At 30.6% G+C, this 14,604-nt stretch carries 14 protein-coding genes and 1 pseudogene; 14 read left to right on the top strand and 1 reads right to left on the bottom strand.

The genetic code is table 11. The features are described 5' to 3' along the window. Nucleotides 1–3: 3 nt before the first annotated feature. The 12 genes from KQI18_RS02325 (at nt 4) to KQI18_RS02270 (ending at nt 12,914) form a co-directional block, all read left to right on the top strand. Entirely contained in the window at nt 4–1,098 is a 1,095-nt protein-coding gene (locus tag KQI18_RS02325; protein ID WP_216466005.1) for a DUF3866 family protein, read from the top strand. Further along, entirely contained in the window at nt 1,073–1,603 is a 531-nt protein-coding gene (locus KQI18_RS02320; RefSeq protein ID WP_216466004.1) for an NUDIX hydrolase, read from the top strand. The genes KQI18_RS02325 and KQI18_RS02320 overlap by 26 nt, the downstream gene beginning before the upstream one ends. Before the next feature lie 57 nt (nt 1,604–1,660). Continuing rightward, nucleotides 1,661–2,263 carry a hypothetical protein gene (locus KQI18_RS02315; RefSeq protein WP_216466003.1) on the top strand — a complete coding sequence of 201 codons (603 nt, stop codon included), beginning with the start codon at nt 1,661–1,663 and terminating at the stop codon, nt 2,261–2,263. A gap of 11 nt (nt 2,264–2,274) precedes the next feature. Then, nucleotides 2,275–3,150 (top strand): tyrosine-type recombinase/integrase, encoded by an 876-nt coding sequence (locus KQI18_RS02310; RefSeq protein ID WP_216466002.1) that lies wholly within the window; start codon nt 2,275–2,277, stop codon nt 3,148–3,150. 246 nt (nt 3,151–3,396) lie between these two features. Further along, nucleotides 3,397–4,566, top strand: coding sequence for a phosphopentomutase (locus KQI18_RS02305; RefSeq protein WP_216466001.1), 1,170 nt, complete (start codon nt 3,397–3,399; stop codon nt 4,564–4,566). A 17-nt stretch (nt 4,567–4,583) separates the two neighbouring features. Then, nucleotides 4,584–5,396, top strand: coding sequence for a purine-nucleoside phosphorylase (locus KQI18_RS02300; protein ID WP_216466000.1), 813 nt, complete (start codon nt 4,584–4,586; stop codon nt 5,394–5,396). A gap of 22 nt (nt 5,397–5,418) precedes the next feature. Then, a complete protein-coding gene (locus KQI18_RS02295) occupies nt 5,419–6,744 on the top strand; it encodes a pyrimidine-nucleoside phosphorylase (RefSeq protein ID WP_216465999.1) in 1,326 nt (441 codons plus the stop codon). A 303-nt stretch (nt 6,745–7,047) separates the two neighbouring features. Then, entirely contained in the window at nt 7,048–8,145 is a 1,098-nt protein-coding gene (mltG, locus tag KQI18_RS02290; RefSeq protein WP_216465998.1) for an endolytic transglycosylase MltG, read from the top strand. 50 nt (nt 8,146–8,195) lie between these two features. Further along, nucleotides 8,196–8,855, top strand: a complete 660-nt coding sequence (locus KQI18_RS02285; protein ID WP_216465997.1) for an O-methyltransferase — start codon at nt 8,196–8,198, stop codon at nt 8,853–8,855. Then, a complete protein-coding gene (locus tag KQI18_RS02280; RefSeq protein ID WP_216465996.1) occupies nt 8,855–10,099 on the top strand; it encodes a peptidase U32 family protein in 1,245 nt (414 codons plus the stop codon). Before KQI18_RS02285 ends, KQI18_RS02280 begins: the two co-directional genes overlap by 1 nt. A gap of 501 nt (nt 10,100–10,600) precedes the next feature. Further along, nucleotides 10,601–11,164 carry a shikimate kinase gene (locus KQI18_RS02275; RefSeq protein ID WP_236887624.1) on the top strand — a complete coding sequence of 188 codons (564 nt, stop codon included), beginning with the start codon at nt 10,601–10,603 and terminating at the stop codon, nt 11,162–11,164. 82 nt (nt 11,165–11,246) lie between these two features. Continuing rightward, on the top strand, nt 11,247–12,914 hold the full coding sequence (locus tag KQI18_RS02270; protein WP_216465995.1) for a peptidoglycan D,D-transpeptidase FtsI family protein: 1,668 nt from the start codon (nt 11,247–11,249) through the stop codon (nt 12,912–12,914). Nucleotides 12,915–12,959: 45 nt separating this feature from the next. Here KQI18_RS02270 and KQI18_RS14535 read toward each other — a convergent pair. Continuing rightward, nucleotides 12,960–13,103, bottom strand: a pseudogene (locus KQI18_RS14535) (tyrosine-type recombinase/integrase); the annotation flags it as partial. Nucleotides 13,104–13,421: 318 nt separating this feature from the next. Here KQI18_RS14535 and KQI18_RS02260 point away from each other — a divergent pair. Then, nucleotides 13,422–13,562: a hypothetical protein gene (locus KQI18_RS02260; protein WP_216465993.1), complete on the top strand. Its 141-nt coding sequence runs from the start codon at nt 13,422–13,424 to the stop codon at nt 13,560–13,562. 130 nt (nt 13,563–13,692) lie between these two features. Further along, a complete protein-coding gene (ant(9), locus tag KQI18_RS02255; RefSeq protein WP_216465992.1) occupies nt 13,693–14,478 on the top strand; it encodes an aminoglycoside nucleotidyltransferase ANT(9) in 786 nt (261 codons plus the stop codon). Nucleotides 14,479–14,604: the final 126 nt, after the last annotated feature.

Below are 14,604 nucleotides of genomic sequence, written 5' to 3'. Positions count from 1 at the left end.
CTTATGATAAGTAAAAGATTAGGAAAAGTAAAATCAATAGTCAGCAAAAATGGAGTGTTAGATGATTTAATAGTAGTTGTAAACGGAGAAGAGCAAAGAGCATATAATTATCCAAAGATGACTGGTGAAGTAAATGAAGGTGATGAAGTACTTTTAAATACAACAGCAGTAGAGTTAAGCTTAGGTACAGGCGGATACCATTTTGTAATTTCAAATCTAAACAATTTAGAATCAAAGCTTACAGAAGGTGGACATATCATGAAACTTAGATATACCCCTTTTCAAGTTAAAGTAGATGCAGTTGAAGAACAAGAAAGCGAGTATCATAGCAAATTTTCTGAGTTTAAAAGTCTTGATAACTTGCCTGTAGTAGTTGGTACACTACACAGTATGTTGACACCTTTTGTTGCATCGTATAAAAGACAGTATCCAAATAAGAGATTAGTTTATATAATGACTGATGGGGCAGCTTTACCGATATATTTAAGCAAAAACGTTGAAAACTTAAAGAATAAGGGATTAATTGATAGTACGATTACTATAGGAAATGCATTTGGTGGAGATTATGAATGCGTAAATATATACACTGCATTAATTACTGCGAAGAATATACTAAATGCTGATGCAGTATTTGTAAGTATGGGTCCTGGAATAGTAGGTACAGGAACTAAATATGGTTTTACAGGAATTGAACAAGGTCCTATATTAGATGCGGTTAATAAGCTTGGTGGAGTACCTGTGGCAGTACCTAGAATTAGTTTTGCAGATAAGAGAGATAGACACTATGGAATATCTCATCACAGCATAACTGTATTTAAAGAAATAGTAAATGAAAGGGTGTATATACCTCTTACTAAATACGATCAACATAAACTTTGTAAAGTTGAAGAGCAAATAGAAAAAAATGGTCTAAATAAGAAGCACAATATAATTTTTATAGAAAATGATAATACAAAAGAGGATTTAGAACATTTTAATCTAAAAGTTAGAAGTATGGGCAGAGGTTATGAAGAAGATAGAGAGTTCTTTGAGGCAGCGAGTACAGCTGCATATTATATAACGGAGGTAGAAAATGGTATTAGAAGAGAAAACTATTAAAAGTGATAAAATATATACAGGAAAAATAGTTAGTCTAAGAGTTGATACTGTTGAAATTCCAGAAAAAGGCTACAGCAAGAGAGAGATAGTTGAACATGGTGGTGCAGTAGGAATAGTAGCCATAACTAACGATAATAAAATTGTTTTAGTAAAACAGTTTAGAAAGCCTATTGAAGAGGCTCTTGTTGAAATACCTGCAGGAAAATTGGAAATAGGAGAAAATCCAAAAGAATGCGCAATAAGAGAGTTGCAAGAAGAGACAGGTTATACAGCAGATAATATAAAGCTTATCCATAAATTCTATTCATCAGCTGGATTTTCAAATGAAAAAATATTTATATTTTTAGCTACAGGTTTAACTCCTGGGGAAACTAAACTTGAGAGTGATGAATTTTTAGATGTTATGGAAATAGACATAAAAGATGCATACGAGATGGTAATAAAAAATGATATAGAAGATGCAAAGACTTCTATAGGAATATTGATGACAAAAGATTTAATTTAAAAGAATAACCCCCTGTCCAAAAGCATAAAAATATATAAAGGACAAGGGGGGATAATTTTGAGAAGAACTTCAAGAAAAGATGATTTTGATTCGCTGAACAGAAGCATAATGTTTGTAGGTATTTTATTTATAATTTCAGTTGCTATAGGTACTTATTTAAATAAAATAATCCCTGGATCGGGAGATGTAATGGATAAAATTAACCCAACAGTTAACTACTATAAATCGGGAATAAGTGTAATGCAAACGGTTTTTACAAACTATAGAGCTGATTTGATTTTTATGTGCATTATGGCTATATTTGGTTTATTCGTAGTTACAGTTCCTATAACAGGACTAGCTTTTGTTTTAAAAGGGATATCGATTGGATACACTATTAATAGCTGTATATTAGCATTGAAAGCAAAGAGCGCCAGTTTAGTTGTACTAGTAATAATTAAGAATTTAATAATTATACCGGCTGCTATTTTATTATTACTACTTGCAGTAAATTATTTTAGGGAAATGATTTATAGATACAAAAGGGTTAGCAATAGGAATATTTTCTCTTTGGTTAAGAGATATATATTTAATATACTGATTGTTGTAATAGTTTCTACAGGGTTGCAATTGGTATTAAATACAGTTAGTATTGGTATTATGAAGTTCCTAGCAATATAAAGGAGTTTAATATGGACGTTATAGAGGGATACATAGATTATATAAAAAATAAAAAAAAGCTATCAGAAAATACAGTTTCATCATATTTTATGGATATCAAAAGATATAGAGATTATATGGTAAGAAATAACATCGAAATAAATGATGTAGTAGAAAATGATATAATAAGTTTTTTGATTCAACTTGAAAAAGAAAATATATCAGTAGCTACAATAGCTAGAATGATATCTTCTATAAAATCTTTTCATGAGTATTTATTTTTTAATCGCATATGTAATGACAATCCGGCACAAAATATGAAAAAACCTAAGGTAAAAAAGGATAGTGTAGAAATACTAACAGAAGATGAAATAGTATCTCTATTAAATTTTCCAAAACTTGATACGCCTAAGCTAATTAGAGATAAAGCTATCTTTGAGCTTTTATATGGTACAGGGATGAGGGTATCTGAACTTGTAGATATGAATTTAAGTGATGTGGATTTTGATCTAGATTATATTGATTGCAAGGAGTGTAAGAACAAGAGAGTTATACCTTTATTCGATACAACAAAGCACTATCTTCAATTGTACATCACGGAATCTAGATCAAAGATGGCATATGAAACAGAAGACGCTCTATTTGTTAGTTCTTTAGGTCATAGATTTACTAGACAAGGTCTTTGGAAAATTATTAAGAAATATTCAAAACTTGCAAATATTGATAAAAATATAAACCCTACAATGCTTAGACATTCGTTTGCTATTCATCTTTTAAACAAAGGAGCAAATATTGGAGTAGTAAGTAAGATTTTAGGAAACTCAAATTTATCGAGTATTCAAGTTTATTTAAATCAGATTGATCAAAATATTCGCAGGGAGCTTAAGGAAAAGCATCCTAGAAAGTAATAGATTCTGAGGATAATTTTTTTAGAGGCATTTTATATCATCATAAAATTACGTTACATTTTAAATAAAAAAAATATTATTAAAGGCTAGACTATTTGTGTAAAACATTTAGCTGGCCTATTTTTGTATAGATTTTTATCTAAAAATAGTATCTTTGATACTTATATGTGTTAATATATTTTTAAATATGTTCTTAATTATAGAATTCTACATACAATATATGTAGAATTTTTAAGGAGTGATTTTATGAGTAGAGTTATTTGGATAATAATTGATAGTGTTGGTATTGGTGAATTACCTGATGCAGATAAATTTGGTGATGTCGGTGCTAATACTATAGGAAATATCGTTAAGTCACAAGGAGATATCAATATGCCTAATATAGTTGATATGGGTATTGGTAATATTGATGGAGTTGACTTCTTAGAAAAAGCCGATAAACCTGCGGCTGCTTTTGGTAAATGTGCTGAAATTTCACAAGGAAAGGATACTACAACTGGACATTGGGAAATGGCTGGCATTGTGGTGGATAAGCCTTTTAAGACTTTTCCAAATGGTTTTCCTAAAGATATTATAGATGAATTTGAAAAACAAACTGGAAGAAAAGTTGTAGGAAATAAACCCGAGTCAGGGACTGTTATTTTAGATGAGTTAGGCGAACATCAGATAAAAACTGGAGATGCAATTGTATATACTTCTGCTGATAGTGTTCTTCAGATTGCTGCACATGAGGAAATAATCCCATTAGAGGAGCTTTACAATATGTGCAAGATAGCAAGAAAAATTATGAGTGGAGACAATGCGGTAGCAAGAATAATTGCTAGACCATATATCGGGAATAAAAAAGGAAGTTTTGAGAGAACTTCAAACAGAAGAGATTACTCTGTTGATCCTTTTAAAACTACAGTATTAGATAATATTAAAGGTTCTGGGCTTGATGTAATTGCTGTTGGAAAGATTGAGGATATATTTAACGGAAAAGGTATTACCGAGGCTGTACATACTAAAGATAATATGGACGGTGTAGACAAAACTATTAAATATATTAAATCTAATAATAGGGGACTTATATATACAAATCTAGTAGATTTTGACTCTAAATACGGGCATAGAAGAGATCCAAAAGGCTATAAAAAAGCTATTGAAGAGTTTGACGCTAGACTGCCTGAGATAATTGAAGCTATGAAAGAAGATGATATTTTAATAATTAATTCAGATCACGGAAATGACCCTACTTACAAAGGAACGGATCACACTAGAGAATATATTCCTGTTTTAATTTATGGAGATAGAATTAAAAAAGGAGTAAACTTAGGTGTAAGAAGTAGTTTTTGTGATATTGGAGCTACTATTGCCGATATTTTAGGTGTAGAAAAAACTAATTGTGGAGAGAGCTTTAAAAAGTATTTATTCTAAATATTCTGGAGGAAAACATGTACAATAAAATCAAAGATAGTACAAGATATATAAAAGCAAAATCAAAAATTCAGCCAAAAATAGGACTTATTTTAGGGTCTGGACTAGGATCTCTTGTAGATAGCATTGAAGAAGCTGAGATACTAAATTATAAAGATATACCTAACTTTCCTATCTCAACTGTTGAAGGACATGAAGGAAAACTAATTATAGGTAAATTAGAAGGTAAGGATGTAGTAGCAATGCAGGGAAGATTTCATTATTACGAAGGTTATTCACAGAAAGAAGTTACATTTCCCGTTAGAGTTATGAAAGATTTAGGTGTTAAGACATTGATAGTTACAAATGCAGCTGGAGGTGTAAATATAGATTTTGTACCTGGGGATTTAATGATAATAGAAGATCATATAAATTTTAGTGGAGACAATCCTTTGGTAGGTCCAAACGATGAAAAATTTGGAGATAGATTTCCAGACATGTCTAATGTTTACTCAAAAAAATTTATAGATCTTGCTAAAAAAACAGCTACAAAGTTTGGGATTGATTTAAAAATGGGAACATATATGTTCTTTAGTGGTCCAAATTATGAAACACCTGCTGAAGTAAGAATGGCTAAAATATTGGGTGCTGACGCAGTAGGAATGTCAACTGTTCCAGAGGTTATTGTAGCATCTCATTCGAAGTTAGATGTAATAGGTATTTCTTGCATAACTAACATGGCAGCGGGGATTCTAGATAAACCTCTGTGTCATGAAGAGGTAATTGAGACCACTAAACAAGTAAAGTCAAATTTTATAAAATTGGTTAAGGAAATCGTACAAAATTTATAATTTGAGTAAAGGAGATTTTACAGTGAGAATTTACGATATAATTAAGAAAAAAAGAGACAACCTTGAACTTACGAAGGAAGAGATATATTACTTTGTAGAGAAGTATTCAAATGATGAAATACCTGATTATCAAGCATCTGCGCTTCTTATGGCTATTTATATCAATAAGATGAATGAAGCAGAAACAATTAACCTAACAGAAGCTATGATGAAGTCTGGAGATATTATAGATCTATCTGACATAAAAGGCGTTAAAGTCGACAAACATAGTACAGGTGGGGTTGGAGATAAAACAACAATTGCGCTTGCACCATTGGTAGCTGCGTGTGGTGTTCCGGTAGCAAAAATGTCTGGAAGGGGACTTGGTCATACAGGTGGTACTTTGGATAAGCTAGAGTCTATCGAAGGATTCTCTATAGATATGATTGAAGAAGAATTTATCAATTCTGTAAACAAGCATAAAATAGCAGTGTGTGGACAGAGTGCAGAAGTGGCAATAGCAGACAAAAAACTATATTCACTTAGAGACGTAACTGCCACTGTTGATAATATATCATTAATAGCATCGAGTGTAATGTGTAAAAAACTTGCTTCAGGTGCAGATGCAATAGTATTAGATGTAAAGACTGGTGATGGAGCATTTATGAAATCATTAGACGATTCCTTTGATCTTGCTAGTTCTATGGTTGAAATTGGTAATGGTATGGGCAGAGATACTATAGGAGTTGTAACTGATATGAGTGAGCCTCTAGGATTTGCTGTAGGAAATTCACTTGAGGTAATAGAAGCAATAGAGACACTAAAAGGAAATGGGCCAAAAGATTTTGTTAAGCTTTGTGAAACCTTAGGTGCATATATGCTATTACTTGCAAAAGTTGTTTATAGTTTTGATAAAGGAGTATTAAAGATCAGAGAAGTTATAAGTTCTGGTGCTGCAGTTGAAAAGTTAAAAGAATTTATAGAAAATCAAGGAGGAAATAAAAACATAGTAGATGACTATTCTATATTTAAAAAATCCGAATATGTTTATGAACTAAAATCAGATAAAAGTGGTTATATAGAAAAGATAAAGGCAGAGGAAGTAGGGGCAAGCGCTATGATTTTAGGTGCTGGAAGGGAGAAAAAGGATGATATACTGGATCTTTCAGTAGGAATTGTTTTAAATAAAAAAGTAGGTGATAGTGTGAATAAAGGAGATATTTTGGCTTATATACACTACAACAATAAAGAAAAACTTGAAGCAGCAAAAATTAGACTTGAAGGTTGTTACACAGTTGTAGATAAAAAAGTGGATAAAAACAAACTTATATATGGTGTAGTAACTAAAGATGGTATACGTAAAATTTAATACAGTAAGAATAATAAAAAAAAGTCGTGGTTATCCACGACTTTTTTAATTTAAATTCTTAGATTAATTATATACTGTAATAAGTATAGAAATTTTTTTAAATTTTAAATTATTCGAAATTTATATATGCAAAATATAAGTATTTAAAATGCTTTATCAATTAGCAATAATGTATGCTTCTACCATTTGTAGGGAAATATATAGGAAATAGTTTGGTTATCTGTGTTTAGCTAACCTTGAAAATTATCTTAGTAAGATTTATAATATAGAAAGTGTAAATACGCATAAGGAGTAGATAATACTATGAAACATAAATTTAATAAATGGAAAGTAGTTTTATTATCAATAATTGTGCTTTTAATTATTGCTTCAGTAGTGATAGTTAATCAAATAGGGCCTTACGATAAAAATAATAAAACTGATGTCTTGGTCGAAATACCAAGTGGCTCGTCAATTTCTAGCATTGCGAAAGTTTTAGCAGACAAAGATCTTATAAAAAATGAATTTTTATTTAAGCTTGTCGCTAAGACAAATAATGAATATTCAAATGTAAAAGCAGGAACTTACATGATAAATCAGAGTTATTCAAATAATGATATTTTAGATCTTCTGGTTTTGGGTAAAGTTCATAATGTGGGTACAAAAATTGTAGTACCAGAGGGAGCAACTTCTAAAGAAATAATTGCTACATTAGTTGATAAGAATCTTGGAGAGAAAGAAGTATTTGAATCTCTAATCAAAGATCCTAAACAATTTTCGAAAGATTTTATATTCTTAAAAGAAGATGGTTTAACGACTCTTGAAGGCTTTTTATATCCTGCTACTTATTATTTTGAAGAGGGAAAAGTATCTGAAAAGGATATAATTAAGAGCATGTTGGCTAGATTTGATAATATATACAATGATAAGATTAGGTCTGACAGAGAAAAATCAAAAAAGAGCTTAAAAGATATTATGAGCATGGCATCTATAATTGAAAAAGAAGCAATATTAGATAAGGATAGACCTATTATCTCCAGTGTATTTTACAATAGGTTAAAAATAGGTATGCCTTTGCAGTCTGATGCAACAATTCAGTATATATTTAATGAAAGAAAGAAGATAGTTACTTATGCAGATCTTAAAATAGATTCACCATATAATAGTTATAAAAATAAGGGATTGCCCCCAACACCGATTGCAAACCCAGGTGTTAAATCTATTGAGGCAGCGATAAGTCCTGCGAAAAGCGATTATTTATACTTTGTTGCTAAAGTTGATGGTGGAAACAACTATAGCAAAACATATGAGGAACACTTAAAGTATGTTAAAGAGTATAAAGATGATAGAGATAAGTTAAATAAAGACAAAAAGGTAAATACACAGGATCAAAATTCTAATAAAGATCAAAAACAAGATTAAAATCAACAATAAAAATATATATCTATTTTATGTATCTAGGAGATTTATTTATGAGCAATATTGTTAATGAAAAAGTAGAAAACTATATTCGAAATACTTTAAAAGAAAATACGGGACTTTTAAAAGAGTTAGAGGATTATGCACATGAAAATAATGTGCCAATAATACACAAAGAAGTATCTGATATGTTAAAAGTACTTCTAAAGGTGCAGAGACCTAAGAGAATACTTGAAGTAGGCTGTGCAATAGGATATTCATCTATTTTTTTTGCAGATACCTTAAATGGTGATGTAGAGATAATAACAGCTGAAAGAAATGAAGATATGATACAAAAAGCTAAACAAAACTTCAAAAGAGCAGGGTTTGAATCAAAAATAACTATACTTGAAGGAGATGCTGAAGAAAAACTAAGTAAAGTTGATGGTGAATTCGATATGATATTTATCGATGCAGCAAAGGGACAGTATAAGTTATTTTACGATATTGTTATAGACAAGCTAAAAGTTGGAGGGCTTTTAATCTCTGATAACATTCTTTACAAAGGAATGATAGCCCACGACGATTTTGTATTAAGAAGAAAGAAGACTATAGTAAAGAGGATGAGATATTATTTAGACTTTATATGCAATTGCGACTACCTTACGACTTCTCTAGTACCTATAGGTGATGGAGTTGCTTTGAGTTATAAAGAGAGAGAAGAGGGGAAATAATGGATTCAAATAAAGTAGAACTTTTAGCTCCAGCAGGAGACTTAGAAAGATTAAAAATAGCTATAACTTATGGTGCTGATGCTGTTTATATAGGTGGAGAGATCTTCGGCATGAGAACTGCAGCAAAAAATTTCAGCAAAGAAGATATGATAGAAGGGGTAAACTTTGCTCACGAGAGAGGGAAAAGAGTATTTGTTACTGTTAATATAATTCCGCACAATGAAGATTTTAAAGAACTTCCAGAGTATTTAAAGGAACTTGAAGATATAGGAGTAGATGCAGTAATATTAGCAGATCCTGGGGTACTTAGTGTTGTTAAAGAAGTTACTCCAAATATGGAGGTACATATAAGTACGCAGGCTAATAATACAAACTATATGAGTGCTAATTTCTGGTATAACCAAGGAATAAAGAGAGTTGTTATGGCAAGGGAAATGTCATTTGATGAGATAAAAGAAATAAGAGAAAAAACCCCAGAAGATATGGATATAGAAGCATTTGTACATGGAGCTATGTGCATATCTTATTCTGGGAGATGCTTAATAAGCAACTATATGACCGGGAGAGATGCAAATAGAGGATCTTGTGCACAATCATGTAGATGGCAATACCATTTAGTTGAAGAAAAAAGACCTGGTGAATATTATCCTATATATGAGGATGAAAGAGGGACTTTCTTCTTTAATTCAAAAGATTTATGCATGATTGAATATATTCCTCAAATTATTCAATCGGGTATTTACAGTTTAAAAATAGAAGGTAGAATGAAGACAGCTTATTATGTTGCTTCAGTAGTTAGAGCATACAGAATGGCAATTGATGAATACTACAAAAATCCTGAGACTTGGAAGTTTAATCCAATGTGGTTACAAGAATTAGAGAAAGGCAGTCATAGACACTTTACTACTGGTTTCTACATAAACAAACCAGAATCTTCTGAGCAAAATTACGAATCTGCTTCTTATGTAAGAAATTACGATTTTATTGGTATTGTGAGAGATGTAGAAGATAGTGGGTTAGTAATTACTGAACAGAGGAACAAAATGTGTGTGGGTGATGAAATCGAGGTAATGGGACCTTATAAAGAAACAACGTACACTAATATTGAAGAAATGTACAATGAAGATGGAGAGCCTATAGAATCTGCTCCTCATCCAAGACAAATAGTAAAGTTAAAACTTGGAGTTGAAGTAGACAAAGATTATATGTTGAGAAAAATAATTGAAGAAAAAGTAGAAAAATAGATTTTATAAATTTAGGTTACAGTTATCTGTATAATAGTTTATAATCAAATATAAAAAAGCTCATTCTGATTAGAATGGGCTTTTTTATTCACTTCCAATAGATTTTAAATTTTTCACATTTAAATCTAAATAAAAATTGACAATACCAATGTTTGAATTATTTCTGAATTAATATAATGGCTCTGTTTTAACTATGGTTAAGAAATTTAAGTTAAGACAGCCGATATTTATATAAAGTTTATTTGATTTTCGTAAATATTGGAGTTAAAATCCATATATTATGTATAATAAAAATATAGAATATTAAAATAATCTTTATCTTAGGAGGTGAAATTATTGGAATAATCGTTATATATATTAACAACATTATTCATGACATTTAATTATCAAAATTGGTCTATAAAAGAGCCAATATAAAATAGAGTAGAATAATCAAATCAAATGGCTATTAATAAGTTATATGATTTAATTTATAGATAATAGGAGAGCGGGTATTTGGCTATGGAGTTAAAAAGAATAAGAGAGATGAAAAAGTCAGAAGAAATTCTTAATTACAATATAATGATAATCGGCTTTATGGGAGCTGGAAAAACGACAGTTTCTAAGAAGTTATCTCAGATGCTTGAAATGAAATGTATAGAAATAGATGAATATATTAAAAAAGAGCAGGGTATGCCCATTTCAGAGATATTCGAAAAATTTGGAGAAAATCAATTTAGAGATTTAGAAAGTAAAGTTATTGAAGATTTGAAAAAAAGCACTGGAAATATAGTATCTTGTGGTGGAGGAGTAGTCCTTAGAAGTAGAAATATAGAAGCTATGAAATCTCAGGGTAAAAATGTATTACTTATGGCAAATCCAAAGACAATATTAGATAGAGTAAAGGGTAGCGATGAAAGGCCTATTTTAAATGGAAATATGAATGTGGATTTTATAGAAAGTCTTATGAAAAAACGTCAAGAAAAATATCTTAAATTAGCGGATATAATTGTAGATACAGATAAAAAATCTGTAGAAGAGGTTTGTGAAGAAATTATAAAAAAATTAATTAAACTTGAAAATTAAGTGCAAAGAAAATTAAAATTTGCATTATGAAGTATTAGCCCCTTGCAATTTGTCAATATTATAGTTGTTAAGGGGTGATCTTATGTCAAGGCTAAAAAATTCATCTTCTGGTGTTATGGGCAGAAGAATTTATAAATTATTTATAGTATTAATTGTGGTTTTTGGATTTTTGATATATAGAATTGTAGATATTCAAGTTATAAAAAATGATAAATACAGCAAAAATGTAGAAAATCAAAGCGTCGAAAAAATAGAATTAAACAGTGGCAGAGGCGTTATTTATGATAGAAATGGTAAAAAATTAACTGATACAGACAAAAAGACTATATTAGTTGTTGAAAAAGAGAAGTTAAACAATAATTATAAGCTTATAGAACTAATAAAAAAAGCTACGGACATTACAGAACTGGATATCTATAAAGCTATTCAACAGCAAATGGATAAGACATTAGTAGAAATAGAGGTAAAAAAAATTGACAGCAAATACACCGCCCAATTAATAAAAAACGGAATTTTAATAGAGGAAAAAACTCTAAGATATTCGAAAAATAATTTACTTTCCCATACAATTGGATATACAAATGAAGTCGATGATGTTGGTAAAATGGGTATAGAAAAAAGTATGGATAAGATTTTAAAGGGATCGAATGAGAAATATGTTAGTGTATTTAAAGCAGGCCATATTGGTAATTCGGATGATTTAAATATACTAAAGGGTGGAATAAAAAAAGTGATTAAAAGTGCTACAGATAGACATGTTAAGCTGACTATAGATTCTGATATACAGAGAAAAGTAGAAAAAATAGCAGACAAAGAAGATCATCCGACTGCGATTATTGTATCAGATATTGATACGGGTGAGATACTAGCTATGAGCTCTAGACCAAACTTTGATCCGAATAACTTGACAAAGAGCTTAAATGGCAAAAATAGAGAATTTGAAAATAGAGTCGTAAAATCTACTTATGCACCAGGATCAGTATTTAAGATGGTCGTATTATTTTCTGCTCTAGAAAATGGCGTTGTAGATGAAAATTATACTTATACATGTACTGGGCAAACTAAGATAGGTAGTTCTAACGAGGTTCTTAAATGTCACAAACACAATGGACATGGATTTCAAAATTTGAAAAATGTATTTTCTAATTCATGTAATCCTGCATTTTTTGATATAGCTACAAAAGTAGGTAGTGAGAAGATTCTAAAAACGGCTGAAAAACTTCATTTATTTGAAAAAGTGGATATTGGTTTGGATGAGGAAAAAATTAGAGAGAAACCTGAGAAAATTTATCTTAGAAATTTAGCAATAGGACAAGAAAGTATGGAATTTACCCCTATACAAATTAATCAAATGACCCAAATTATAGCTAACAATGGAACTTATAAACCGCTAAAACTATATGATAGCGTAATAAATAACGAAGGAAAAACTATTAAAACTTTTAAATCTAATAAGACTGAAGAAATTATTTCTCCATACGTGAGTACAAGGGTAAAAAATATGATGAAATCAGTATCAACAGTCGGTACGGCAAAGCTTCTAAAAGACTTAGAAGGTGGATCAGGAGTTAAAACTGGTACAGCTCAATCTAATATAAATAAGGTTCCGATAGAGCATGGTTGGATAACTGGATACTATCCTGCTGATAGACCTAAGTACGTAATAACAGCAATTGTCGAAGGTAATGAAAATGGCAATAAATCAGCAGTACCTTTGTTCAAAGAATTATGTGAAAGCTTAGATGATTAAACTAAATAGACTATTTGCCACCGTAATTACAAACTCGGTGGCAAATTATAATCTATCGAATAACTCAGCCACCTTTCTTTGTGATTCTTCTGAAGTATGCGTATAAGTATTTAATGTTATATTAATATTTGAATGTCCTAATCTTTTTTGAACATCTTTAGGTGTAACTCCATTTTGTATTAACATATTAGCGTGAGTGTGACTATAACATTACATGATACAAAAATAAATATCTAAAGGGGATGGGGATATTGACTTATATAAAAAAGATACAACTTTATTTAAATAGAAAAAATATTGATATTGCGTTTGTATTTGTAATTCTATGAATTATTATGAATTCATTTTTCACTAATGCTTGGATAATTTCTCTACTAGCTTGTTTAGCTTGTTATTTCATTAAAAATGAAGAATAACAAAACAAATAAAAGATAACGTATATATTTTTACTGAGGACTCTTATATAGGAGTTCTTTTTTAATGCAATAAAATAAGTAGGAGAGGATAATGAAAAAGAAAGTTTGGGTTGATGCAGGACTTATTGGGGCGACTATAGATTTTTTTGACAAAGAACTAAGGGAGATAAGTAAGGACATTAGGAAGATACCTAAGAATCCTAACGTAATGTATAATTTAGAGAATAAATAAACATTAAATTTACCTTTTAAAGTTTAGTATATATTGATATTGTATTAATATATAGATTAATATTAGGAGGTCTTATAGAGTAATAGATTATTTAAGAATATTTATTTTAGACGAGAGGAGTATGTATTTGATGAGTAATCTTAATAGCGTAAAAATACCGAAGGAAGCAATACAAACATTAAAAATCATAGAGGAGTTACTAGATAGAATTGTGGTTGGCGTATATCTATTTGGTTCTGCAGTAGTAGGTGGCTTGCATATTAATAGCGATGTAGATGTTCTAGTGGTTGTAAATAATAGTATGACTGAAGCAACTCGAAGAAAATTAACCGATAGACTAATGCTTATATCTGGAAAGATTGGAAATGTTGATTCTGTGCGACCTCTTGAAGTCACGGTTATAAACCATGAGGATGTTGTACCTTGGCGATATCCGCCAAAAAATGAATTTATCTATGGTGAATGGCTTAGGGATGAGTTTGAGAAAGGGCATGTCCATGAACCAACTTTTGATCCTGATTTGGCTATAGTTTTAGCACAAGTAAGAATGAGTAGTGTTTCTCTTTTTGGCCCTCACTCTTCAGATATACTTGATCCAGTGCCGATTAAAGATATTCGAAGAGCGATTATGGAGTCTTTGCCAGGTTTGATTGAGGGTATCAAAGGTGATGAACGTAACGTGATTTTAACCCTTGCACGAATGTGGCTAACAGTGACTGTAGGTGAAATTTCTCCAAAAGATGTGGCTGCGGAGTGGGCTATACCTCAGTTACCTAAGGAACATGCGACTTTACTTGACTTAGCCAGAAAAGCTTATCGAGGAGAGTATGTTGATAATTGGGAGGGATTGGAAACCGAGGTGATAGCACTCGTTAATCATATGAAAAACTCTATAGAGTCTTATCATTGTATCTAAACAGATACTTTACCTTCCAGGTTTAGGAAAGGTAGTGATTAACTCTATAGCTGCTAAGATAAATAAAGCTCTCCCTGGAGCTAAAACAGGTAAAATATTTAAGATAAGAGAGACAAAATTACTAGG

The sequence above is a fragment of the Metaclostridioides mangenotii genome (assembly GCF_018917235.1).
Classification (GTDB): Bacteria; Bacillota; Clostridia; order Peptostreptococcales; family Peptostreptococcaceae; genus Metaclostridioides.
This window is presented reverse-complemented; position numbering and strand designations above follow the sequence as displayed.